The organism is Spiroplasma endosymbiont of Polydrusus pterygomalis (assembly GCF_964030635.1).
Taxonomy (GTDB): Bacteria; Bacillota_I; Bacilli_A; order Mycoplasmatales; family Mycoplasmataceae; genus Spiroplasma.
Map to the genome: position 1 here is coordinate 431,501 of NZ_OZ034909.1, position 22,607 is coordinate 454,107.

The 22,607-nt window shown below is 25.9% G+C and carries 32 protein-coding genes and 2 pseudogenes; 15 read left to right on the plus strand and 19 right to left on the minus strand.

Annotation, left to right across the window (positions count from 1 at the left end):
• Positions 1-252: 252 nt before the first annotated feature.
• Positions 253-1,404 carry a methionine adenosyltransferase gene (metK, locus tag ACQH23_RS02815; protein ID WP_425378841.1) on the plus strand — a complete coding sequence of 384 codons (1,152 nt, stop codon included), beginning with the start codon at positions 253-255 and terminating at the stop codon, positions 1,402-1,404.
• A gap of 333 nt (positions 1,405-1,737) precedes the next feature.
• On the opposite strand, the gene ACQH23_RS02820 is transcribed toward metK, so the two are convergent.
• Both ACQH23_RS02820 and ACQH23_RS02825 read right to left on the minus strand, forming a co-directional pair.
• Positions 1,738-1,917 (minus strand): hypothetical protein, encoded by a 180-nt coding sequence (locus ACQH23_RS02820; RefSeq protein WP_425378842.1) that lies wholly within the window; start codon positions 1,915-1,917, stop codon positions 1,738-1,740.
• 6 nt (positions 1,918-1,923) lie between these two features.
• Positions 1,924-2,223 carry a hypothetical protein gene (locus tag ACQH23_RS02825; protein ID WP_425378843.1) on the minus strand — a complete coding sequence of 100 codons (300 nt, stop codon included), beginning with the start codon at positions 2,221-2,223 and terminating at the stop codon, positions 1,924-1,926.
• Between the two features lie 259 nt (positions 2,224-2,482).
• Here ACQH23_RS02825 and ACQH23_RS02830 point away from each other — a divergent pair, with 259 nt between their 5' ends.
• The 3 genes from ACQH23_RS02830 to ACQH23_RS02840 all read left to right on the plus strand — a co-directional run bounded on the left by ACQH23_RS02830 (position 2,483) and on the right by ACQH23_RS02840 (position 3,873).
• A complete protein-coding gene (locus tag ACQH23_RS02830; protein ID WP_425378844.1) occupies positions 2,483-2,833 on the plus strand; it encodes a hypothetical protein in 351 nt (116 codons plus the stop codon).
• A gap of 89 nt (positions 2,834-2,922) precedes the next feature.
• Positions 2,923-3,045: a helix-turn-helix domain-containing protein gene (locus ACQH23_RS02835; RefSeq protein ID WP_425377840.1), complete on the plus strand. Its 123-nt coding sequence runs from the start codon at positions 2,923-2,925 to the stop codon at positions 3,043-3,045.
• Between the two features lie 39 nt (positions 3,046-3,084).
• The gene (locus tag ACQH23_RS02840; protein WP_425379295.1) at positions 3,085-3,873 is read left to right on the plus strand and encodes an IS30 family transposase; all 789 of its coding nucleotides are present in this window, start codon (positions 3,085-3,087) and stop codon (positions 3,871-3,873) included.
• Here the strand turns inward: ACQH23_RS02840 and ACQH23_RS02845 are convergent.
• Positions 3,857-4,111 carry a hypothetical protein gene (locus ACQH23_RS02845; RefSeq protein ID WP_425378845.1) on the minus strand — a complete coding sequence of 85 codons (255 nt, stop codon included), beginning with the start codon at positions 4,109-4,111 and terminating at the stop codon, positions 3,857-3,859. The two genes, ACQH23_RS02840 and ACQH23_RS02845, sit on opposite strands and share 17 nt — an antisense overlap.
• A 174-nt stretch (positions 4,112-4,285) precedes the next feature.
• Between ACQH23_RS02845 and ACQH23_RS02850 the strand changes: the two genes are divergently transcribed.
• The gene (locus ACQH23_RS02850) at positions 4,286-4,624 is read left to right on the plus strand and encodes an Asp23/Gls24 family envelope stress response protein (protein WP_425378846.1); all 339 of its coding nucleotides are present in this window, start codon (positions 4,286-4,288) and stop codon (positions 4,622-4,624) included.
• A gap of 269 nt (positions 4,625-4,893) precedes the next feature.
• Positions 4,894-6,513, plus strand: coding sequence for a DAK2 domain-containing protein (locus ACQH23_RS02855; RefSeq protein WP_425379296.1), 1,620 nt, complete (start codon positions 4,894-4,896; stop codon positions 6,511-6,513).
• Positions 6,514-6,561: 48 nt separating this feature from the next.
• Here the strand turns inward: ACQH23_RS02855 and ACQH23_RS02860 are convergent, their stop codons facing one another.
• The 6 genes and pseudogenes from ACQH23_RS02860 to ACQH23_RS02885 form a co-directional block, all read right to left on the minus strand.
• A complete protein-coding gene (locus tag ACQH23_RS02860; protein ID WP_425378847.1) occupies positions 6,562-6,774 on the minus strand; it encodes an IS3 family transposase in 213 nt (70 codons plus the stop codon).
• A 39-nt stretch (positions 6,775-6,813) separates the two neighbouring features.
• A pseudogene (locus ACQH23_RS02865) lies at positions 6,814-7,092 on the minus strand (DDE-type integrase/transposase/recombinase); the annotation flags it as partial.
• 3 nt (positions 7,093-7,095) lie between these two features.
• Entirely contained in the window at positions 7,096-7,305 is a 210-nt protein-coding gene (locus ACQH23_RS02870; RefSeq protein ID WP_425379297.1) for an IS3 family transposase, read from the minus strand.
• A 27-nt stretch (positions 7,306-7,332) separates the two neighbouring features.
• A complete protein-coding gene (locus tag ACQH23_RS02875) occupies positions 7,333-7,779 on the minus strand; it encodes a transposase (protein ID WP_425378848.1) in 447 nt (148 codons plus the stop codon).
• A 428-nt stretch (positions 7,780-8,207) separates the two neighbouring features.
• A complete protein-coding gene (locus ACQH23_RS02880) occupies positions 8,208-8,675 on the minus strand; it encodes a hypothetical protein (RefSeq protein ID WP_425378849.1) in 468 nt (155 codons plus the stop codon).
• On the minus strand, positions 8,590-9,456 hold the full coding sequence (locus ACQH23_RS02885) for an ISNCY family transposase (RefSeq protein ID WP_425378850.1): 867 nt from the start codon (positions 9,454-9,456) through the stop codon (positions 8,590-8,592). Before ACQH23_RS02885 ends, ACQH23_RS02880 begins: the two co-directional genes overlap by 86 nt.
• Positions 9,457-9,651: 195 nt before the next feature.
• On the opposite strand from ACQH23_RS02885, the gene ACQH23_RS02890 reads away from it, so the two are divergent.
• The 6 genes from ACQH23_RS02890 (at position 9,652) to ACQH23_RS02915 (ending at position 13,043) form a co-directional block, all read left to right on the plus strand.
• Entirely contained in the window at positions 9,652-9,957 is a 306-nt protein-coding gene (locus ACQH23_RS02890) for a hypothetical protein (protein WP_425378851.1), read from the plus strand.
• A 176-nt stretch (positions 9,958-10,133) separates the two neighbouring features.
• Complete coding sequence (gene rpmG, locus ACQH23_RS02895; RefSeq protein ID WP_425378852.1) at positions 10,134-10,283, plus strand: 50S ribosomal protein L33; 150 nt, start codon at positions 10,134-10,136, stop codon at positions 10,281-10,283.
• Between the two features lie 9 nt (positions 10,284-10,292).
• Positions 10,293-10,730 carry a preprotein translocase subunit SecE gene (secE, locus tag ACQH23_RS02900; RefSeq protein WP_425378853.1) on the plus strand — a complete coding sequence of 146 codons (438 nt, stop codon included), beginning with the start codon at positions 10,293-10,295 and terminating at the stop codon, positions 10,728-10,730.
• A 33-nt stretch (positions 10,731-10,763) separates the two neighbouring features.
• Entirely contained in the window at positions 10,764-11,420 is a 657-nt protein-coding gene (gene nusG, locus ACQH23_RS02905) for a transcription termination/antitermination protein NusG (protein WP_425378854.1), read from the plus strand.
• Between the two features lie 957 nt (positions 11,421-12,377).
• Positions 12,378-12,503 carry a hypothetical protein gene (locus tag ACQH23_RS02910; protein ID WP_425378855.1) on the plus strand — a complete coding sequence of 42 codons (126 nt, stop codon included), beginning with the start codon at positions 12,378-12,380 and terminating at the stop codon, positions 12,501-12,503.
• Between the two features lie 153 nt (positions 12,504-12,656).
• Complete coding sequence (locus ACQH23_RS02915; protein ID WP_425378856.1) at positions 12,657-13,043, plus strand: hypothetical protein; 387 nt, start codon at positions 12,657-12,659, stop codon at positions 13,041-13,043.
• Between the two features lie 203 nt (positions 13,044-13,246).
• On the opposite strand, the gene ACQH23_RS02920 is transcribed toward ACQH23_RS02915, so the two are convergent.
• From ACQH23_RS02920 to ACQH23_RS02955, 8 genes and pseudogenes are all read right to left on the minus strand, one after another.
• Positions 13,247-15,154: an ABC transporter ATP-binding protein gene (locus ACQH23_RS02920; protein ID WP_425378857.1), complete on the minus strand. Its 1,908-nt coding sequence runs from the start codon at positions 15,152-15,154 to the stop codon at positions 13,247-13,249.
• 231 nt (positions 15,155-15,385) lie between these two features.
• Positions 15,386-15,982: a DDE-type integrase/transposase/recombinase gene (locus ACQH23_RS02925; RefSeq protein ID WP_425377849.1), complete on the minus strand. Its 597-nt coding sequence runs from the start codon at positions 15,980-15,982 to the stop codon at positions 15,386-15,388.
• Positions 15,983-16,003: 21 nt separating this feature from the next.
• Positions 16,004-16,276 (minus strand): annotated as a pseudogene (locus ACQH23_RS02930) (hypothetical protein); the annotation flags it as partial.
• Positions 16,243-16,506 carry a hypothetical protein gene (locus ACQH23_RS02935; protein WP_425377850.1) on the minus strand — a complete coding sequence of 88 codons (264 nt, stop codon included), beginning with the start codon at positions 16,504-16,506 and terminating at the stop codon, positions 16,243-16,245. The gene ACQH23_RS02935 and the pseudogene ACQH23_RS02930, both read right to left, overlap by 34 nt.
• Before the next feature lie 69 nt (positions 16,507-16,575).
• The gene (locus ACQH23_RS02940) at positions 16,576-16,818 is read right to left on the minus strand and encodes a hypothetical protein (RefSeq protein WP_425378858.1); all 243 of its coding nucleotides are present in this window, start codon (positions 16,816-16,818) and stop codon (positions 16,576-16,578) included.
• 276 nt (positions 16,819-17,094) lie between these two features.
• Positions 17,095-17,325 carry an IS1/IS1595 family N-terminal zinc-binding domain-containing protein gene (locus ACQH23_RS02945; protein WP_425379298.1) on the minus strand — a complete coding sequence of 77 codons (231 nt, stop codon included), beginning with the start codon at positions 17,323-17,325 and terminating at the stop codon, positions 17,095-17,097.
• On the minus strand, positions 17,322-18,272 hold the full coding sequence (locus ACQH23_RS02950; protein ID WP_425377887.1) for an IS30 family transposase: 951 nt from the start codon (positions 18,270-18,272) through the stop codon (positions 17,322-17,324). Before ACQH23_RS02950 ends, ACQH23_RS02945 begins: the two co-directional genes overlap by 4 nt.
• Positions 18,273-18,351: 79 nt before the next feature.
• Complete coding sequence (locus ACQH23_RS02955) at positions 18,352-18,477, minus strand: hypothetical protein (RefSeq protein ID WP_425378859.1); 126 nt, start codon at positions 18,475-18,477, stop codon at positions 18,352-18,354.
• Positions 18,478-18,631: 154 nt separating this feature from the next.
• Here ACQH23_RS02955 and eno point away from each other — a divergent pair, with 154 nt between their 5' ends.
• Positions 18,632-20,008 (plus strand): phosphopyruvate hydratase, encoded by a 1,377-nt coding sequence (eno, locus tag ACQH23_RS02960; RefSeq protein WP_425378860.1) that lies wholly within the window; start codon positions 18,632-18,634, stop codon positions 20,006-20,008.
• A gap of 257 nt (positions 20,009-20,265) precedes the next feature.
• Positions 20,266-20,472 carry a hypothetical protein gene (locus ACQH23_RS02965; protein WP_425378861.1) on the plus strand — a complete coding sequence of 69 codons (207 nt, stop codon included), beginning with the start codon at positions 20,266-20,268 and terminating at the stop codon, positions 20,470-20,472.
• A 42-nt stretch (positions 20,473-20,514) separates the two neighbouring features.
• Here the strand turns inward: ACQH23_RS02965 and ACQH23_RS02970 are convergent, their stop codons facing one another.
• A complete protein-coding gene (locus tag ACQH23_RS02970) occupies positions 20,515-21,465 on the minus strand; it encodes an IS30 family transposase (protein WP_425378862.1) in 951 nt (316 codons plus the stop codon).
• Between the two features lie 177 nt (positions 21,466-21,642).
• Positions 21,643-21,939, minus strand: a complete 297-nt coding sequence (locus ACQH23_RS02975) for an IS1/IS1595 family N-terminal zinc-binding domain-containing protein (RefSeq protein WP_425378863.1) — start codon at positions 21,937-21,939, stop codon at positions 21,643-21,645.
• 292 nt (positions 21,940-22,231) lie between these two features.
• Between ACQH23_RS02975 and ACQH23_RS02980 the strand changes: the two genes are divergently transcribed.
• On the plus strand, positions 22,232-22,495 hold the full coding sequence (locus tag ACQH23_RS02980; RefSeq protein ID WP_425378864.1) for a hypothetical protein: 264 nt from the start codon (positions 22,232-22,234) through the stop codon (positions 22,493-22,495).
• The last annotated feature ends 112 nt before the right edge of the window (positions 22,496-22,607 follow it).

Here is a 22,607-nt window from a genome sequence, read left to right on the forward strand (position 1 = left end):
TTAAATAAAGTGTGTCATTTGAATTTACAATTTACATAAAACTTATTCAGAAGTGGTTAGTACGCTAAACGATGATCCACTAGCAACCCTATATTTAACTAGAGGGTGCTTTTAGCAGAGCAAAATGATATGCTACCAATAAGATTTATTAGTTATTGAAAAGAAGTTAACTATTAATTTATATGTAACCATATTGTTATTAATGCCACATTATTCTGATGTGGTTTTATTTATGATTAAGGAGAATAGAAAATGGGAAAAGAGCGCATTTTATTTACATCAGAGTCAGTATCGGAAGGTCATCCGGATAAGATTTGTGATCAAATTTCGGATGCTGTTTTAGACGCGTGTTTAAAAGAAGACCCATTAGCTCGTGTTGCTTGTGAGTGCTTTATTACAACGAACCGTGTTATTATTGGTGGTGAAATTACCACAAAAACCAAGGTGGATTATGCCGCGGTAGCTCGCAAAGTTTTAAAAGAAATAGGATATAATAATGCCGAATGAGGCATTGATTGAGAAACTTGTGAAATTGAAGTTTTAATTAAAACCCAATCAACTGATATTTCAATAGGGGTTGATAAAGCGGGAGCGGGGGACCAAGGAATTATGTTTGGTTATGCAACAAATGAATCAGATAATTATATGCCATTGGCAATTTCAATTGCCCATGCTTTAGTAAAACGTGCAACGATGTTACGGAAAAAAGGAGTCTTTATTGGGGCCCGACCAGATATGAAATCACAAGTAACATTAGATTTAACTAATATGAAACATCTTTATATTGATACAATCTTAATGTCAATTCAACATAATGAAGATATTGATGAAACAAAATTTAAACAATTTGTCATTATCGAAATTATGGAACCAGTTGCCCATGAGTTTAAATTAAATTTAGATTTTAAAGTTTTAATTAATCCAACTGGTCGTTTTGTTATTGGCGGACCAAAAGGTGATGCTGGCTTAACGGGACGAAAAATTATTGTTGATACTTATGGTGGTTATGCTCGACATGGTGGTGGAGCCTTCTCAGGAAAAGATGGGACAAAAGTTGATCGCTCAGCGGCGTATATGGCACGATATGTTGCAAAAAATATTGTCGCAGCAGGCTTAACAGAACGATGCGAGATTCAATTATCTTATGCAATTGGCGTTGCGGAACCAATTTCCATTTTTGTTGAAACATTTGGCACTAATTTTGTTCCGAATGATGTTATTTTAAAAGCAATCAAAGAAAATTTTGATTTTCGGCCACAAGCAATGATTGAAACACTAGAATTACAAAAGCCAATTTATCAACAAACAGCAATTTATGGTCATTTTGGGCGTTATCATACAGAATTACCATGGGAGAAATTGGATAAAATTCAAAGTTTAATAAAATATTTACCAGTTGTTTAATTTTTAGATATCCTGAATTATAAAATTAAATGGGACCTTTAATTTTCTCGAAAACTCTTGATAAAGTCAAAAACCCTTATAAAATATAGAAATTTGCAAGAAATACTGGATAGGTTACAGGTAGCGTGTAAAATGTTGGGGAAAAGTTTTCAGCATTAAGTTCTAATAATAATTAGAAACTATTTTCTTTAAAAGAGTTTTAGTATTTGATAATGTAGAAGCGGTGAATATTGGTAAGTTATATTGTTTAACTTCTGGATTATTCATCTTTTTAAATATTCATCTTCAAGTAATTTGTTCATTTTTTACTTGAAGATTTTTAATTTCTGTTAGTTATTGAAAGGGATTAATCCCATTAGCTGTCAATTGTTTTAATAACATTACTTTGTAAATCGTTTTTTCATTAAATATTTTTGGTTTTGAACGAAACATTACTTTAATAATTCGAGCAATATAACTTTCAATCCCTAATTGAATATCAAGTAAAAAGACCGTTTTTGGTTTTTTTGCCACTTGAAATTATGGTTTTAAGATATATTTTCCTCGTTTAAAAGTAACTTCACCATTACGAAAAACCAAAGTTCGTTGATAAAATCCTTTTGGAATATAACGTGCTTTGCGTCAGTCCTTATTAAAAATATAGTTATCAATATATTCAAAAATATTTTTAAATAGTATTCAAGCTTCATAACTAATTTCATTGTTTAAATAGGATAATAGTGCTGTAATAGGGATATTGGGGCTAATTTCATTAATTAAATCAATAAAAGAGTTATTATTTTCGTTTAAAAACTCTTGGATTCTAATTATAATATTCATAGGATAGTTTTCTTTCTAATTTTTTTCAAACGTAATTATACTGAAAACTTTCTTTTTTATTTTCCCCAACATTTTACACGCTACCTGTACATAAATACTAAACTTAATATATTTTATTACTATTTTAGGTATTAAAACGCGTAATAATAGCTTTTTAACAAGATAAAAGTTTTTAAAATAATCACTAATTTTGCTTGTATATATACTGGGAGTAGGTCTTGATAAAAAGTTTCAAGATTAAAAAAGGAAAAAAACAAGTATGAAAAAATTACTTAGTTTATTAAGTGTATTGACAATTTGCGGAACTGCTATACCAACAACAATTGCTGCTAGTCCTTATCAAAAAGAAGAAAAATTAAATAGTAAAATTAATTATTTAAAAAACAAAAGAAGTATTAATGACGATTTAAATATTGAGAAAATAGAAAAATTATTAGGTTATAATATTTACTTTGTAGTTTTTAATGAAAAAAATTATAATGAGCTTTACTTAGGGTGTGTAAGTTTAGGGGCGTTTATTTATAATTTAAAGGAAAGTAAGTTAACAAAAATTGATGGAATACCAAACGCAAGTGTTTGATCAATTACTTTTGCTGAATTATACTTGTAAGTGCAAGTAAATAAAATTGCAAAAAATCTCATATAAAAATTTTATGATGCTAAGTTTATTTTAGAAAAAATAAAGCAAGGAGTTTTTATATGGGATATAAACATCTTGGCATAGATGAAAGAATTTATATTGAGAATCAATTGAAGTTTAAAATAAAAATTAGTGAAATAGCTAAAAATCTTAATCGAAGTATTAGTACTATTATTCGATAAGTTAATAGAAATAAAGATAATAATCATTATTTTTCATTAATTGCACAAAATAAAGCAGAAAATAGAAAACAATCACATATTTATTTTCATAAGTTTAAAAATAGAGAATTAGTAAAATATGTACAACAAAAATTATTATTAGGTTGATCACCCGAACAAATTTATGGCAGAATTAAAAATTTTCATAAAGAATGAATTATTAGTTTTAAAACAATTTACAATTGAATTTATTCTGGATTACTTGAACAAGTTACTAATAAAAATTTAAGAAGAAAAGGTAAGAAACGAAAATATCAAGAAAATCGGGGTAAATTTAATGGTAAATCAATTAAAGAACGAAATGCTAATGTTAATAATCGCGTAACTCTTGGTCATTGAGAAGGTGATACCGTAGTATCATCACGAGGTAAAAGTAAATCATGTTTAATAACTTTAGTTGAAAGAACATCAAGATTTACTTTAGCAATATTAGTTGAAAATAGAACTACTAAAGTTATTAACGAAAATATTAGCCATTATTTATCAATTCTTCCAAATAATCTTGTTAAGACTATAACATTTGATCGTGGTAAAGAATTTGCTAATTGACAACAACTTGAAAAAAATTTAAATGTGAAAATTTATTTTGCTAATGCATATTCACCCTGACAAAGAGGTACTAATGAAAATACTAATGGTTTAATTAGAGAAAAATTTCCTAAAAAATTTAATTTTTCAAATACTACTAAAAATGCAGTTCATAAATTTATATTGTCTTTAAACCAAAGACCAAGAAAAATACTAAATTATCTTTCGCCAATCGAATATTTGGTTAGAAAAATAATTTAGTTGCACTTAACTTTACAATTTGGCATTTATATAAATTTATAATCTTTTCATAAATTTGTGGATTTGTTTTATTGTGAGCTATCCTTCCACGAGAATGGTGAGCAAATGATTGACTATTTTGTGGATCATAATGTTCAATGCGACGAATTGATAAGTGTAAAATATTTGCAGCTCTTTGCTTTGATATTTTATTGTTAATAATTTTTTCAATTGTTTTGTATTTATGTTGTTCTTTCATTGTTAGTTTTCTTTCCATTGTTATCACCATTTTTAATTTTAAATGGTTGCGAAATTTTTGCTAGATAACTATTACGAAATTATCACAAGATAAGGACAATTGATATGGAACTATTGCTTTATTATATTTTCTAGTTATAATTAGTATTGTTAATTTAGTTTAGTGGTGATTTTTATGATTGAGAAAATTAATGTAGTTAAAATTGCAGATTTGGTTCATGCAGCAGTTATTACAGTACCTGGGGTAGCTGGATTCGCAAAATTTGATGATACTGAAAATAATGAAGAAAGTGTGATAATGCTGCTTAAAGATTACTCACAGTCGATTAAATTGAGGCAAGATGGTCGTAATTTTTATATTGATATCTTTATAATTTTGCTTGAAGGAGTAAATATTAAGGATATTGCGCGAAAAATACAAATTAGTATTAAATATGAGTTAGAAAAGTTAGATATTTATTCAAATGACATTATGATTTATGTTAATGTAAATATTCAAGATTTATTAATTTAGGAAAGTTTATTAAAAACGAGATATTTAGAATGATGCAAGATCAAGATCAAAATTTACAATTATATCACTTAGGAGAGTTAAAAAAAAGGAAAAGTAATCTTTAATTTTGTCGAAAACTCTTGATATTTTAATAAAATACTTATTTTATTGGGTTTTTGATAAAATGTATTTCTTGCAAATATCTATATTTTATAGGGGTTTTTAACTTTATCAAGAGTTTTCGACAAAATTAAAGAAAGTAATTGATGAAAAATGTAAAGGTGATAGAAATGGAATTTAATGCAAAATCTTTTAAAGATTCACTGATCAGCGGTTATAATAATTTATATAATTTTTATCCAGAAATTGATAAATTAAATGTTTTTCCAGTTCCTGATGGTGATACAGGAACAAATATGAATTTAACAATGACTAATGCTGTCAAGGAAATCAATGAGATCAATTCGAAATCAATTAGTAAGATTGCTGATGTTTTTGCACGTGGCTTAATTATGGGCGCGCGTGGGAATTCGGGGGTTATTTTATCACAGATTTTTCGTGGTTTTGCGAACGGTTTAAAGGAATTTGATGAATTAAATTTTGATTCAGTTAAAGCGGGAATTTCCCAAGCGAATGAAGTTGCTTATAAAGCGGTAATGAAACCGGTTGAAGGAACAATTTTAACAGTAATTCGCGAAACAGCAGAGCATGTTTCAACATTAGATAAAGAAATTCCTATTCCAGAATTATTTCAAAAAATTGTTGATTTTGCAACAGAGTCATTAAATCATACACCAGAGTTATTACCCGTTTTAAAAGAAGTTGGGGTTGTTGATTCCGGTGGTTTTGGTTTAGTAAAAATTTTCGAAGGAATTACAGAATATTGAAAAACAGGAAAAATTGTGCCACAACGAAAAAAACAAGTCAAAAATGTTGGTGAAAATGTTGTGATGGATTTGCAAAATGAAAAATTCGGTTATTGTACTGAAGTAGTTGTGCTGCTCGATAGTAGGCATATTAATAAAATTAATGTTACACAAGTTTGTCAAACATTAGAGGACCAAGGTGGAAAATCAATTGTCGCTGTTGTTGATAATGATATTTTAAAAGTTCATGTTCATACTTTACTGCCCGGTCATATTTTAACTTTTTTACAACAACATGGTGAATTTAAAAATATTAAAATTAAAAATATGAATTTACAAGCCAAAAAACATGTTAAAACACTTAAAGTTGATCGGCAATTTAAAAATCCGGCCGCTATTATCGCTGTTACACCATCAAATGGGATTGCTAATTTTTTTAAAACTGACTTAAATATTCAATTTACGGTTAATGGTGGTACATCAATGAATCCATCAACAGATGATTATTTAAGTGCTATTGAAGCGGTTGATGCAGTTGATGTCTTTATTTTACCAAATAATAGTAATGCGATTTTAGCCGCGCAACAAGCCGCAAAAGTTGAACTTAAATCAAATGTCTATGTCATACCAACAACATCCGTTCAAGAAGGAATGGTAGCGGCGTTGTCATTTGAATCAGGAGAAGCTCCTAAAAAGATTTATTCAACTTTAAAATCAAGTCTTAAAAATGTGGCAAGTTTATCAATTACGATTTCTGCTAAACAAACTTCAATTGATGGGGTTAAGATTAATAAAGGGGAATACATGGGGATTATAAACAAAAAAATTATTTGTTCATACCCAATATTAACAAAAACAATGAAATATTTGTTTGACCGCGCAATTACTAAATCAACCGAAATTGTTACAATTTTTACTGGTGAAGAAGCTGAAACGCGGGATATCAATGCAATTCGAAAATATTTAGATGAAAGTTTCGATGTTGAATATGAATTCATTGATGGTGACCAAACATTATATCCATTTTTAATTGCTGTTGAATAAAAAAAGAAAATTAATTTAATGCTGCACAGTTTCAGATAACTGAGAATTTTAATTAAAAAATTCTTTCATTTCATATTGAAGTGGTGGCATTTTTAAATTTAAAATTTTTCTTTTTTCATTATAATGAATTATATAATTATCTACAATATTTTTTACTTCTAAAATATTTTTACAGTTTGATAATTCTGAGTTCTCGGTTTTAAGAATTGAAAATCAATTTTCAATAGGTGAATTATCTAAACAATTGCCTCTTCTTGACATACTTATATTTATACCGTGTTTTTTTAATAATTTTTCATAAGCTTTTGAAGTGAAATGAATACCTTGATCAGAATTAATAGTTAATTCACCTTTGATTATTTTTCTTTTAATAATTGCTTCTTTGATACAATTATTTACTCAATTTACTGTTGGAGTTGTTGTTAAAGAATAATTTACTATTAAATTACTAAATAAATCCTTGATTGCAAATAAATATACTCATTCTGTGATTGTTTTAACATACGTAATATAAATTGATCACTTTTGATTAGTTTTTTCAGCTTTAAAATTACGTTTTAATAGATATTTATGTCGAATATGTTAATTTGTCATTTTTAAGAAATGATTAATTTTTTTTCTTGTTTTAATTCTTACACTAGAAATTCTATTAGCTAATTTCATATAACGATAAACTGTTGAATTCGACACATTAATTTTTTGCTCTTCCAAAGATAATTTAATTTGTCTGTGTCCTTTAATACTATTTTCTCTATGAATTACTTTAATTATTTCATATATTGAATAATCAATATTTGGTTGATATTCATCACAATTTTTTTAATATTTATTTCAAGTATCATATGAAATTCTTAATTCTTTTAAATATCATGATAAAGTAATTTTTAAAACTTGCAATTCTGATTTAATAAAAGCAATTTGTTTTCTAATGTTTGTTTTTGTTTTTATCTTTGGAAGAGCTTCAAGCTTTTTTAAAACCTCATTCTCAGCTTTTATTCTTTCATTTTCTTTTTTTAATAAATAGTTTTCACGTTCTAAGGGTTTTTTAAACTTATTTAATTCAAAATCTTTTCGCTTTTTTCGTTCTTTTATAATTTCTTTATTTTGTTGAAATTGATTTACTCATTTTGAAATAGTTTCTAAACTAATATGATATTCTTTTGCTATTTCACTATAAGATTTATTGTTAATTGAGTATTCATTAACAATTTTTTCTTTAAATTCAAAAGAATGATCTTTAGACCCTTTTATTTTACCTTTAGCCATATAAAAATTTTTCTAGATTATTATTAATATATAAAGTTAGGAGAAACATTGCATAAACTTAATTACTTTATTTTTTATAAGCTGAATTATACTTGTAAGTGCAAGTATAATTCAGCATTTTTTTAATTTTATTAATTGCAGCATTTAAATTATCAATTACAAGTTTGTTATTATTAAATTTTGATCATTTTACATCAATAATTTCTTTAGTATATCCATCAATTATTGTTGATTGATAATGTTTTTTACCATTTCAAATTAAATAAGTTACATCAGTAAATAAAATTGAAAATCTTTCTTTAATATGTATTATGTAAATTCAAGCAGCAAATTCTGTCTCTTGTTAGTATGATAATAACATCATTTAAAATAAATGCAACTATTTTTTTAAAAAAATAGTGTCAATATCTAGCAAAAATTTCGCAAAATTATTTAATTGATAATGTTTGTAATGTATATTGATTATTTCAAGGATGATTTGGTTTTGGTTTATGTGCTTTAGATTTGGGAACTTTGTTTTCAATATTTTTAATAGGAACCGGAATGTATTCTAATAAATTATATATTTGATTGTTATATTTTAAATATAATGTTTCATCAAATGCTTTAATTACTGTAATTTTTGTTTTTGAATTAAAGACTTTTAACTTTTTATTATTATAAGCCATATATTTTTTATTGTTATAACTAATTGATGAACCATTGTCTGTTTGTCGCGTTGAAGTGATTGATAAAAATAAATTAATTTTGTCATTATTAGGAGCGTCAACAAAGACAGAATTGTTATAATCAATAGGAATGGCAAATTGTTTATTGAATTTGGTTATAAATTCTTTTAAGAATGTATTTGCTTCTTCAATAGTGGTTACTCCTGCGAGAATTAATTCATTTTTCAATCGATCTTGTAGAGTGCCTCATAAACGTTCAATTCGTCCCTTTGCTTGGGGGAATTGAAGTAGTTATGATTTCGACACCTAATTCATCACAGCATCGGCTGAATTTAGTAAAAGTGTCTTTTTCTTCGGTTTTATCACTACTTTTTTGGTATGTAAAGATTGTTCGTTTATCGGTATAAAATGTCATGGGAATTCCATAATTTCGTAAAATTTGATGTAAAACATTATAATAACCTTGTAATGTTTCTTGATAAGCAAAATATAATCCAACAACCGTATTTGTTGTATCATCAATTGCGCCATGTAAAAATCATTTTGGACCATTTGGTCCTAATCAATGATGTTCACTGGCATCAGCTTGTAATAGTTCGCCGAAACATTTTCGACGTTCTCTTAAAGGGTGGGTTTTATCTTTTTTCTTTATTTTTTGCTTTCGAGGTGTTTTAATTTGATTTAAGGACATTAATTTGTATAAAACTGAATATGAAATGTTTATTCCTTCATTTTCGATTAATTTTTCTTTGAAATGAGTAAAATTAAAGCCAATATATTTAGTTTTATATAAATTTATAATCTTTTCACAAATTTGTGGATTTGTTTTATTGTGAGCTATCCTTCCACGAGAATGGTGAGCAAATGATTGACTATTTTGTGGATCATAAAGTTTTATAAGTTGTTCAATGCGACGAATTGATAAGTGTAAAATATTTGCAGCTCTTTGCTTTGATATTTTATTGTTAATAATTTTTTCAATTGTTTTGTATTTATGTTGTTCTTTCATTGTTAGTTTTCTTTCCATTGTTATAACCATTTTTAATTTTAAATGGTTGCGAAATTTTTGCTAGATAACTATTACGAAATTATCACAAGATAAGGACATTTTTTTTAAAAAAATAGTTGCATTTATTTTAAATGATGTTATTATCATACTAACAAGAGACAGAATTTGCTGATTGAATTTACATAATACAAAAATATGAATACAAAATTAATTAACAAAAATTCCATTATTATTTCTGATATGCAACCATTATATTTATTAGTAGCAAAACAAACAATTTCTACTTTATGTGCCACTAAAACTAGGACAAATCCTGATGCCAGTTATCGAAAATTAAATAAAATTAGTAAATTACAAGCAAGTCTTAAAGAAGCCTTGGTTCATTATCGTGGTTTAGGTTTTACTAACATTCAAAATTATTTAAATCTCTGAAAATGAAAATACCAACATAAAGATTTAACACCAAACCAACAAGCAACGGTATTATATTTTAACATCTAAAAAAGTTAAAGAACAATAATAATCTTCCACCAAATTCGTTTTCAAATTGTCATATTGATGATTTTTTTGACTTTATCAAGAGTTTTCGACAAAATTAAAGAAGATTTTTACAAAAATAATTAATTAAGTATATTAATATTGTTATTAATATAATATAATTAACCACGGTGAGTATTATGCGCGAAAAGATCATATTAGTGTGTTCCGAATGTTTAGATCGAAATTATACAACGTTTAAAAACAAAATGACACAAAAAGAACGTTTAGAAGTAAATAAATTTTGTAAAACATGTAATAAACATACTAAACATAAAGAAACAAGGTAGGTGTTCGGAATGGAAAAAAAGGAAAAACCAAAAAAAGAAATTAAAACTGCTTTAACAAAAGAAGAAAAAATAGTTTTAAAAATTCAAAAGAAAAATGAAAAAGCAGTTTTAATTTTTCAAAAAAAAACAAATAAGGTAGTACCAATTCAAGTTGGAACGAAAAAAGAAATTATCACCTCAGCAGTTGATAAAAATGGTGACCCAATAAAAAAAGGTCTTTTTAAACGCAAAAATTCAGGTAAAAATAAAAAGACTAGTTGAAAATTAGCTTTCCGTGAATTTCCTGTTAAAATGGCAAAAGAAATTACAAGAATTCGTTGAACAAGTAAAGATAGTTTAGGACGCAAGTTTTTAATCACAATTTTATTTATTATTGCTTTTGCGGTATTTTATTTAGTATTAGATTTAGTTTTACATCATCTACTAACTGTTGCTCGCATTATATAATAATTAATAGGTAAGATTTAAAGGAGTAAGGTAATGTTAGGGAAAAACACAATAACAGATGAAATCATTAATAATGATAAAACGAACGATAAATTGGATAGCAGTGAGAATTTAGAGGATGTGACAAAATATCCTGGGAAATGATATGTAATTAATTGTTATTCTGGTCATGAAGATCGCGTTCGTGATGACTTAATCCAACGGGTAGAATCATTAAATATGAAAAATGTTGTTTTTAATATTAGAGTTGTCAAAGAAATGGTTCCATCGAAAAAAGGAAAACCAACCGAAAAGAATGTTTATCCAGGATATATTTTTATTAATATGATTATGAATGATGAAGCTTGGTATATTGTTCGGAATACAACAAGCGTTACTGGGTTTATTGGTTCATCAGGACGAGGAACAAAACCATTTCCTTTAACTGACCAAGAAGCAAAAACAATGCTTTCAAAATCAATCGCCGCAAAAAAAGCGGCATCGCAACAAGGGAAAAAAGTCAAAAAAGTATTTGTGGCAAACTTTAAAGTTAACGATTATATTCGAATTCTATCCGGAACTTTTATCAAAATGGAAGGACAAGTAACAAAAATTGACACTTCAAAAGGGGTTGTAACAGTAAATTTAGAAATGTTTGGTCGTTTAACACCTACTGAAGTTGAATTTGACCAATGTGAAAAAATAGTTTAGCATAACAAAAATTAATATTAATTTTTGTTATGCTTTTTTTAAAATCCTGAATTGTAAAATTAAATGGGACAGTTAAACAAATAAAAATATTGTGTTAAAATCCAAATTTAAAAAAGGAGAAATAACACAATAGACTTCTTGCGATACCTGATTATTTATGTTTAAAAAGCAATTAAAATTTTTAAAAATGCTTATTTTTAAGTTTAATTTAATTTTTTTTATTTGTAATTTTTTTATTTTTGTTAGTATCGCAAGAAGTCTATTGCAAATTAATTCATAAAGAAAAAATACAAATAGGAATTTATATTGCACAGTTTCAGATAACTGAGAATTTTAATTAAAAAATGCCACCACTTCAATATGAAATGAAAGCATTTTTTAATTAAAATTCTCAGTTATCTGAAACTGTGCAAATGATCTTTAGACCCTTTTATTTTACCTTTAGCCATATAAAAATGTTTCTCCTAACTTTATATATTAATAATAATCTAGAAAAATTTTTATTTATATATCTCAGTTAAAAGAAACATTGCAAAGGAATTTATACCTCTTATTAATTTAATTCTTATAGTCTTTAAGAGATGCATTATTTTGGCACAACAAAAAATGATTTTATTATTTAAAGTTTTTAATTTTGTAGAAAACTCTTGATATTTTAATAAAACCTTTATTTTATTAGGTTTTTTATAAAATGTATTTCTTACAAATATCTATATTTTATAAGGGTTTTTGACTTTATCAAGAGTTTTCGACAAAATTAAAATTTAAAGTTAATTTTCATTCAACTTCTTGTCTTATTTATAATAACAATTGAAAATTATAGATTAGAATTATTGCTATACTAACAAAAATAAAAAAATTACAAATTAAAAAAATTAAATTAAACTTAAAAATAAGCATTTTTAAAAATTTTAATTGCTTTTTAAGCATAAATAATAATGTATCGCAAGAAGTCTATTGAATTTATTAATTCAAATTTCATTGCTAGGACAATCTAGTAAAGTAATTTCCCGTTTTATTAAAACAACACCCAAAACAGCTTGATATAATCGTCAAAAATTAATGCCATCAAAACAATTATAAAATATTCAATTAAAACTTAAAAAATTAAATGGCCAAATACAAATCAATGAAACATTTATTAAAAAAATCCATAAAGGTAATTTTAAAGATAAATTTGATAAACGAAAAACTCATCTTGATCCATTTTCCACTAACACTAAATGTTGTATTCAAATGGCAGTTGATACTAATAATAATATTTTTGTTCAATCCACTAATACCAAACGATTACAAAAACAGTGAATTATTGAAAATATGAATACAAAATTAATTAACAAAAATTCCATTATTATTTCTGATATGAAACCATTATATTTATTAGTAGCAAAACAAACAAGTTCTACTTTATATGCCACTAAAACTAGGACAAATCCTGATGCCAGTTATCGAAAATTAAATAAAATTAGTAAATTACAAGCAAGTCTTAAAGAAGCCTTGGTTCATTATCGTGGTTTAGGTTTTACTAACATTCAAAATTATTTAAATCTCTGAAAATGAAAATACCAACATAAAGATTTAACACCAAACCAACAAGCAACGGTATTATATTTTAACATCTAAAAAAGTTAAAGAACAATAATAATCTTCCATCAAATTCGTTTTCAAATTGTTATATTGATGATTTTTTTTATTTTATCAAGAGTTTTCGACAAAATTAAAGAATAAATGATATTCAAAACGAAAAGAAAAAGATATAATTAAAAAAATAGTAAATACTTTTTATTAATACCTACTAAAATGGGTGCAGTCTTTTTAACACTTTTTTAATTTCCTTTATAGCCAGCGCGATGCAGATCACGGAAAGGACCATCAATCGCAATTAATTCCTCATATGTTCCATTTTGAATAATTCCTTGTCCTTTTCCTAATACAAAAATTTGATCAACATTTTTAATGGTACTTAACCGGTGGGCAATTGAAATTGTTGTTTTGCCAACCATAATTTTTTCTAATTCCGTTTGAATTTCTTTTTCAACAATATTATCCAAAGCACTTGTAGCTTCATCTAAGATTAGAATTTGGGGATTTTCTAAAATCATTCGGGCAATAACTAACCGTTGTTTTTGCCCCCCAGATAACATGAAACCACGTTCTCCTAAAATGGTATTATAACCGTCTTTTCAACCCATCACTAACTCATGCAGATTAGCTTTTTTACAAGCTTCAACAACTTCTTCATCCGTAGCATTAAACATTCCGTATTTAACATTATACATAACATCTCCAAATAAAATTTTTGGTTCTTGTTCCACATATCCAACATGCGTTAAATAACTTGATAAATTTAATTCTTTTAAATTAGTATTATTAACAATAACTTCACCACTTGTTGGGTCATAAAAACGTAATAATAATTTTGAAATTGTTGATTTACCACTTCCTGTTTCCCCAACAAAAGCATAATTTTTTCCTTTTTCAAAAGTAACTGTTGTTTTTGGTAAAATAGTAACTCCGGGTTTTTCGGGATATTCAAAAACAATATCTTTTAAGATAATATTTCCTTTAACTTCTTTTACTGCTGGAGCATTACGGTTTGGTTTAATTGTTGTATCAACACGAATTAATTGAATAATTCTTTTTGTTGACGCGGTTGCCCGTGCTAATCCGGGCACTAACCCTGTCAATGTTCAAATTGGAAAGGCTAATGTATTAACCCCGGTAATGAAGGCTGGTAAAATTTTCATAATACGGTTAGTATGTTCTTCTTCTTTATTATTATATAAAATAATACTTGCTAAAACAACAATAACTGTCAAACTCAAAGCACATAAAATAATAGTTGTTGTCATACGAGCTTGAATCCGATTCAAACGACGATTAACACAGTAATATTCTTTATGAATTTGTTCAAAACGAACACGTTCATATTCTTCCGTTCCAGTTGATTTAATTAAAGCAATTGAAGCAATACGATCTGTTACATCCCCATTAACATCAGTAATTTTAGCACGAACATTTTCTGTTTCTGCTGCTTGTGAACGAAAAGTTACGGCAACAGCAGTCATAAATAATGCTGTTGAGCCTAAACAAATTAATGCTAATTTTCAATCAATATTTAACAATGAAATAGCACTACCAATAAAAATAATTGGAATACTAATTAAGTTAGCTGGTGTTAACTGTGATTCATCACCAATTACTTGGGTATCATTAATTAATTTTGTCATTGTTTCTCCAATTTTTTTATCAGAATAATAACCAATGTTTAAATTAACTAAATTATTTAACACCGCATTACGGACATCAATTTCAATATTCCGACCTAACATCCCACCTACTCGTTCTCGAACATTAGTTGTGATTATGGCTACTAATAAATCAGCCCCAATAATAATTAATCATATATATCATCTTAATCTGATTGTTATTGCCATTGGGTCATCCCCAAATTCATATAAAATTTCACTCATTAACTGGTTAATTAAAAAAGTCATTATAACAATTGAAGTGGAACTCAATACCAATGTTAGTAAAATTGTCAATGAACGTAAAATATAACGACGATAATAAATCGCAACTAACTTAAAAAAACCAATATGAGGTGCCTTAATCCGCTTCATCATTTCTAGTGGCGTTTCTTGCTTACGAGTTTGATTTTTTTGATGTAATTCATTGTAATGTAAATTCTTCTCAATTTTATTAATATCAATTAACTCTTTAATTTTCCTCATAACCTCACCTCATTTCTTAAAAAATGCGAGCATAATATTTGCTCTCTTATCACTGTATTATATCAAAAAAAAATAAAACTTTTCTTTAATTTGCAATGTTTATTTTAACTGGATTGCGTTGCCGGCTTTTCTTATTAAGAATATTTCTATAAAATATAATTAAAAATAAAAAATATAAATTAGGCGGGTATAATAGACTGCACCCCGTTTAGTAAGTATTAATAAAAAGGTTTACAAACTTTTATTTATTATATCTTTTTCTTTTTGGTTTGAATATCATTTATTTCATTTTTTAACATCATTAATATATTCATTATGAGATTTATAATTTTTATTATGGATTGTTCCTTTTTTAAGTAATGAATGAAAACTTTCAATAATAATGTTGTCTGCACAATGATAATTTTTACCCATTGAAATTATAATTTTGTTATCTAAACATTTACTATTATAATCTTTAGATGTATATTGATATCCGTGATCTGAATGAATTATTGTTTTATTTAGATCTTTTTTTATTTTTTTAATTTTATTAATTGCAGCATTTAAATTATCAATTACAAGTTTGTTATTATTAAATTTTGATCATTTTACATCAATAATTTCTTTAGTATATCCATCAATTATTGTTGATTGATAATGTTTTTTACCATTTCAAATTAAATAAGTTACATCAGTAAATAAAATCGAAAATCTTTCTTTAATATCATTAAAATTACGATTTACTAAATCAGGATATTTAATTATATTTTTATTTCTATTTTGTTTTATTAATATTTTTCTACGCATACGCTTTACATATTCAGCTTGAATATTATTTTCTTTCATAATTCGTAATACTTTCTTAGCGTTATAAACAATGCCATAATCTTCTTTTAAATATTTGGTAATTCGACGATAACCAAATTGTTTTAAATTTTCTTCATAGACTTTTACAATATTCTTTAATGATTCGCTATCCTTACCAGTACTTGAATAATTTTTATATTTATCTCAATAACTACGCTTTAAATCTGTTACATCAAGTAATAAATTTAGTGGATATTTATTAAGGTTTTCTTTGATAAAAAATACAATTTTTCTTTTATTTAATTGTAAAAGTCATGAAGCTTTTTTAGTAATTCATACCTAACTTTGTAATAGTTTAAATCTCTTTTTTTAAATGATTCTTTTGGACCTTTATTGGTGTTTAAAATCCCTTTCTTAAAATTTTCATACCATGAAGCAACAGTTTTTTTATTAATTGCATATTTTTTTGCAATAAAACTTATACTATTATTTTTAACCTCTTGTCCTATCCTTTTTCGAAAATCTGCTGTATATTTATTAAATTTTTGTCCTTTTCTTGCCATATAAAAATGCACCTCCTTTAAAAGTTTAGCAAAGACTTTTTTTTCTTTACTTACTTTTTTGGGTGCAGTCTATAATTTACTAATTTTATTTAATTTTCGATAACTGGCATCAGGATTTGTCCTAGTTTTAGTGGCATATAAAGTAGAACTTGTTTGTTTTGCTACTAATAAATATAATGGTTGCATATCAGAAATAATAATGGAATTTTTGTTAATTAATTTTGTATTCATATTTTCAATAATTCACTGTTTTTGTAATCGTTTGGTATTAGTGGATTGAACAAAAATATTATTATTAGTATCAACCGCCATTTGAATACAAAATTTAGTGTTAGTGGAAAATGGATCAAGATGAGTTTTTCGTTTATCAAATTTATCTTTAAAATTACCTTTATGGATTTATTTAATAAATGTTTCATCGATTTGTATTTGGCCATTTAATTTTTTAAATTTTAATTGAGTATTTTCTAATTATTTTGATGGCATTAATTTTTGACGATTATATCAAGCTGTTTTGGGTTTTGTTTTAATAAAACGGGAAATTACTTTACTAGATTGTCCTAACAATGAAATTTGAATTAATAAATTTTATTGTTCATAATTTAAATGACTTCAATAAGTAAAATGATGACGAAAAGCATCAAAACTAGCCCGACATTTTTTGCATAAATATTTTTGTTTTCCTTCGGGATTATGGCCATTTTTAACATAATGATAAGATTTGCAATTAGGACATTTAATACCTTTATCTCTAAATTTTTGATCAATTTCATTTAAGCGTTTTTGTTTTTGCCAAATTGTAAAGTTAAGTGCAACTAAATTATTTTTCTAACCAAATATTCGATTGGCGAAAGATAATTTAGTATTTTTCTTGGTCTTTGGTTTAAAGACAATATAAATTTATGAACTGCATTTTTAGTAGTGTTTGAAAAATTAAATTTTTTAGGAAATTTTTCTCTAATTAAACCATTAGTATTTTCATTAGTACCTCTTTGTCAGGGTGAATATGCATTAGCAAAATAAATTTTCACATTTAAATTTTTTTCAAGTTGTTGTCAATTAGCAAATTCTTTACCACGATCAAATGTTATAGTCTTAACAAGATTATTTGGCAGAATTGATAAATAATGGCTAATATTTTCGTTAATAACTTTAGTAGTTCTATTTTCAACTAATATTGCTAAAGTAAATCTTGATGTTCTTTCAACTAAAGTTATTAAACATGATTTACTTTTACCTCGTGATGATACTACGGTATCACCTTCTCAATGACCAAGAGTTACGCGATTATTAACATTAGCATTTCGTTCTTTAATTGATTTACCATTAAATTTACCCCGATTTTCTTGATATTTTCGTTTCTTACCTTTTCTTCTTAAATTTTTATTAGTAACTTTTTCAAGTAATCCAGAATAAATTCAATTGTAAATTGTTTTAAAACTAATAATTCATTCTTTATGAAAATTTTTAATTCTGCCATAAATTTGTTCGGGTGATCAACCTAATAATAATTTTTGTTGTACATATTTTACTAATTCTCTATTTTTAAACTTATGAAAATAAATATGTGATTGTTTTCTATTTTCTGCTTTATTTTGTGCAATTAATGAAAAATAATGATTATTATCTTTATTTCTATTAACTTCTCGAATAATAGTACTAATACTTCGATTAAGATTTTTAGCTATTTCACTAATTTTTATTTTAAACTTCAATTGATTCTCAATATAAATTCTTTCATCTATGCCAAGATGTTTATATCCCATATAAAAACTCCTTGCTTTATTTTTTCTAAAATAAACTTAGCATCATAAAATTTTTATATGAGATTTTTTGCAATTTTATTTACTTGCACTTACAAGTATAATTCAGCTTTTTGATTAATTCTGCTTCTTTTTTAACTTTTTCATAAAATTCTAAAAATTGATCATTTGTTAAACTATTTATTAATTCTGCAAGTGTTTTTTCCATCAATTATTTACCTTTCTTTATATTAAAAATATACCTAATTTTAGATATATTTTATAAATATCAAGAGTTTTCGACAAAATTAAATGATTTTGTTTACTATTTTTTGAACAAATAATATAATGATAATATACACTTAGAAGGAGAGTACAAAATTATGTCGAGAATAGAGAAAATTAATGCTCGTGAAGTAATTGATTCACGAGGAAATCCAACTGTTCAAGTTGAAGCTTGAACAGAATTTGGTGGATATGGTTCAGCGATGGTTCCATCAGGAGCTTCAACAGGGAGCCGTGAAGCATTAGAATTAAGAGACGGTGACAAAGGCCGTTATCAAGGTAAAGGTGTTTTAAAAGTAGTTGGGAATGTTAATACAAAAATTGCCGAATTACTAGTTGGAATGGAAGCAACAAATCAAGTTGCAATTGACCACGCCATGATTGCCTTAGATGGAACTGAATTTAAGAAAAATTTAGGAGCTAATGCAATGTTAGGAGTATCAATGGCTGTTGTCAAAGCTGCTGCTTGCGAATTAGAAATGCCATTATATCGATACTTGGGTGGTGCTAATGGAAAAAAACTACCAGTTCCAATGTTAAATATTATTAATGGAGGAGAACATGCCGATAGTGCAATTGATTTCCAAGAATTTATGATTATGCCTGTTGGAGCTGAAACATTTAAAGAAGCTTTAAGATGATCATCAGAAATTTTCCATATTTTAAAGAAAATCTTACATGATAAAGGAGATATTACTGCCGTTGGCGATGAAGGTGGGTTTGCTCCGCATTTTAATTGAGCATATAAAGACCAAATTTTAGAATCATTCCAAGCAAAAACTCCAGCTGAAGTTGCATTAGACTTAATTGTTGAAGCGATTAAAACAGCGGGATATAAAGCAGGAGAAGATGGGGTTATGATCGCAATGGATTGTGCTTCATCAGAATTATACTTTGAAGATAAAAAATATCACTTTAAGAAAATTGAAAAAGTTACGGGTAAATACTATGCAATGACAACAGAAGAATTAATTAAATATTTAGACAAATTAGTTGATAAATATCCAATTATTTCAATTGAAGATGGTTTAGCAGAAAATGATTGATCTGGTTTTGAATTACAAGTTAAAACAATGGGGCATAAAATCCAAATTGTTGGTGATGACTTATTTGTAACAAATCCAAAAATTACGGCAGAAGGAATTGCTCATAATGCAGCGAATTCAATTTTAATTAAATTAAACCAAATTGGAACAGTTACCGAAACAATTGATACAATTCAATTAGCACAAAAAGCTGGTTGAACAGCCGTTGTTTCACACCGTTCAGGAGAAACAGAAGACTCAACAATCGCTGACTTAGCTGTTGCTTTAAATACTGGTCAAATTAAGACAGGAAGTATGTCAAGAAGTGACCGTATTGCCAAATATAATCGTTTATTAGCAATTGAAGATGAATTAGGAACGGTAGCCGAATATGATGGAATTAAAACATTCTATAATTTAAAGAAACATGTTTCAAATTTAAAAAAATAACCGTAAGGTTATTTTTTTATTCAATCTCTTTTAGTCAGTCTAAAGTCGCTTAACAGCAACTACCCCGTTTAGTAAGTATTAATAAAAAGGTTTACAAACTTTTATATATTAGACTTCTTGCGGTATCTTATTATTTATGCTTAAAAAGCAATTAAAATTTTTAAAAATAATTATTTTAAAGTTTAATTTAATTTTTTTAATTTGTAATTTTTTTTATTTTTGTTAGTATCGCAAGAATCCTAATAATTCAAATTTTATTGTTAGGACAATCTAGTAAAGTAATTTCCCGTTTTATTAAAACAACACCCAAAACAGCTTGATATAATCGTCAAAAATTAATGCAATCAAAACAATTAGAAAATAATCAATTAAAATTTAAAAAATTAAATGACCAAATACAAATCGATGAAATATTTATTAGACTTCTTGCGATACTAACAAAAATAAAAAAAATTACAAATTAAAAAAATTAAATTAAACTTGCCAAATTGTAAAGTTAAGTGCAACTAAATTATTTTTCTAACCAAATATTCGATTGGCGAAAGATAATTTAGTATTTTTCTTGGTCTTTGGTTTAAAGACAATATAAATTTATGAACTGCATTTTTAGTAGTGTTTGAAAAATTAAATTTTTTAGGAAATTTTTCTCTAATTAAACCATTAGTATTTTCATTAGTACTTCTTTGTCAGGGTGAATATGCATTAGCAAAATAAATTTTCACATTTAAATTTTTTTCAAGTTGTTGTCAATTAGCAAATTCTTTACCACGATCAAATGTTATAGTCTTAACAAGATTATTTGGCAGAATTGATAAATAATGGCTAATATTTTCGTTAATAACTTTAGTAGTTCTATTTTCAACTAATATTGCTAAAGTAAATCTTGATGTTCTTTCAACTAAAGTTATTAAACATGATTTACTTTTACCTCGTGATGATACTACGGTATCACCTTCTCAATGACCAAGAGTTACGCGATTATTAACATTAGCATTTCGTTCTTTAATTGATTTACCATTAAATTTACCCCGATTTTCTTGATATTTTCGTTTCTTACCTTTTCTTCTTAAATTTTTATTAGTAACTTTTTCAAGTAATCCAGAATAAATTCAATTGTAAATTGTTTTAAAACTAATAATTCATTCTTTATGAAAATTTTTAATTCTGCCATAAATTTGTTCGGGTGATCAACCTAATAATAATTTTTGTTGTACATATTTTACTAATTCTCTATTTTTAAACTTATGAAAATAAATATGTGATTGTTTTCTATTTTCTGCTTTATTTTGTGCAATTAATGAAAAATAATGATTATTATCTTTATTTCTATTAACTTCTCGAATAATAGTACTAATACTTCGATTAAGATTTTTAGCTATTTCACTAATTTTTATTTTAAACTTCAATTGATTCTCAATATAAATTCTTTCATCTATGCCAAGATGTTTATATCCCATATAAAAACTCCTTGCTTTATTTTTTCTAAAATAAACTTAGCATCATAAAATTTTTATATGAGATTTTTTGCAATTTTATTTACTTGCACTTACAAGTATAATTCAGCACTTTAAAATAATTATTTTTAAAAATTTTAATTGCTTTTTAAGCATAAATAATAAGGTATCGCAAGAAGTCTATTGTTCATAATTTAAATGACTTCAATAAGTAAAATGATGACGAAAAGCATCAAAACTAGCCCGACATTTTTTGCATAAATATTTTTGTTTTCCTTCGGGATTATGGCCATTTTTAACACAATGATAAGATTTGCAATTAGGACATTTAATACCTTTATCTCTAAATTTTTGATCAATTTCATTTAAGCGTTTTTGTTTTTTGATTAATTCTGCTTCTTTTTTAACTTTTTCATAAAATTCTAAAAATTGATCATCTGTTAAACCATTTATTAATTCTGCAAGTATTTTTTTCATCAATTATTTACCTCTCTTTATATTAAAAAAATACCTAATTTTAGATATATTTTATAAATATCAATATTTTTCGACAAAATTAAAGAAATTCTTTAAAAATATCCATATAAAAACCCATAAGTTAAAAAAGCAAAAGATAAGATAGCAATTATTACTTTATAATATCAAAAATAATCTTTGTATCAAATTCGATAATTTCAACGTTTCATAATCCCTCCGTGTAGACTGCACCCAAAAAAGTAAGTAAAGAAAAAAAGTCTTTGCTAAACTTTTAAAGGAGGTGCATTTTTATATGGCAAGAAAAGGACAAAAATTTAATAAATATACAGCAGATTTTCGAAAAAGGATAGGACAAGAGGTTAAAAATAATAGTATAAGTTTTATTGCAAAAAAATATGCAATTAATAAAAAAACTGTTGCTTCATGGTATGAAAATTTTAAGAAAGGAATTTTAAACACCAATAAAGGTCCAAGAGAATCATTTGAAAAAAGAGATTTAAACTATTACAAAGTTAGGTATGAATTACTAAAAAAGCTTCATGACTTTTACAATTAAATAAAAGAAAAATTGTATTTTTTATCAAAGAAAACCTTAATAAATATCCACTAAATTTATTACTTGATGTAACAAATTTAAAGCGTAGTTATTGAGATAAATATAAAAATTA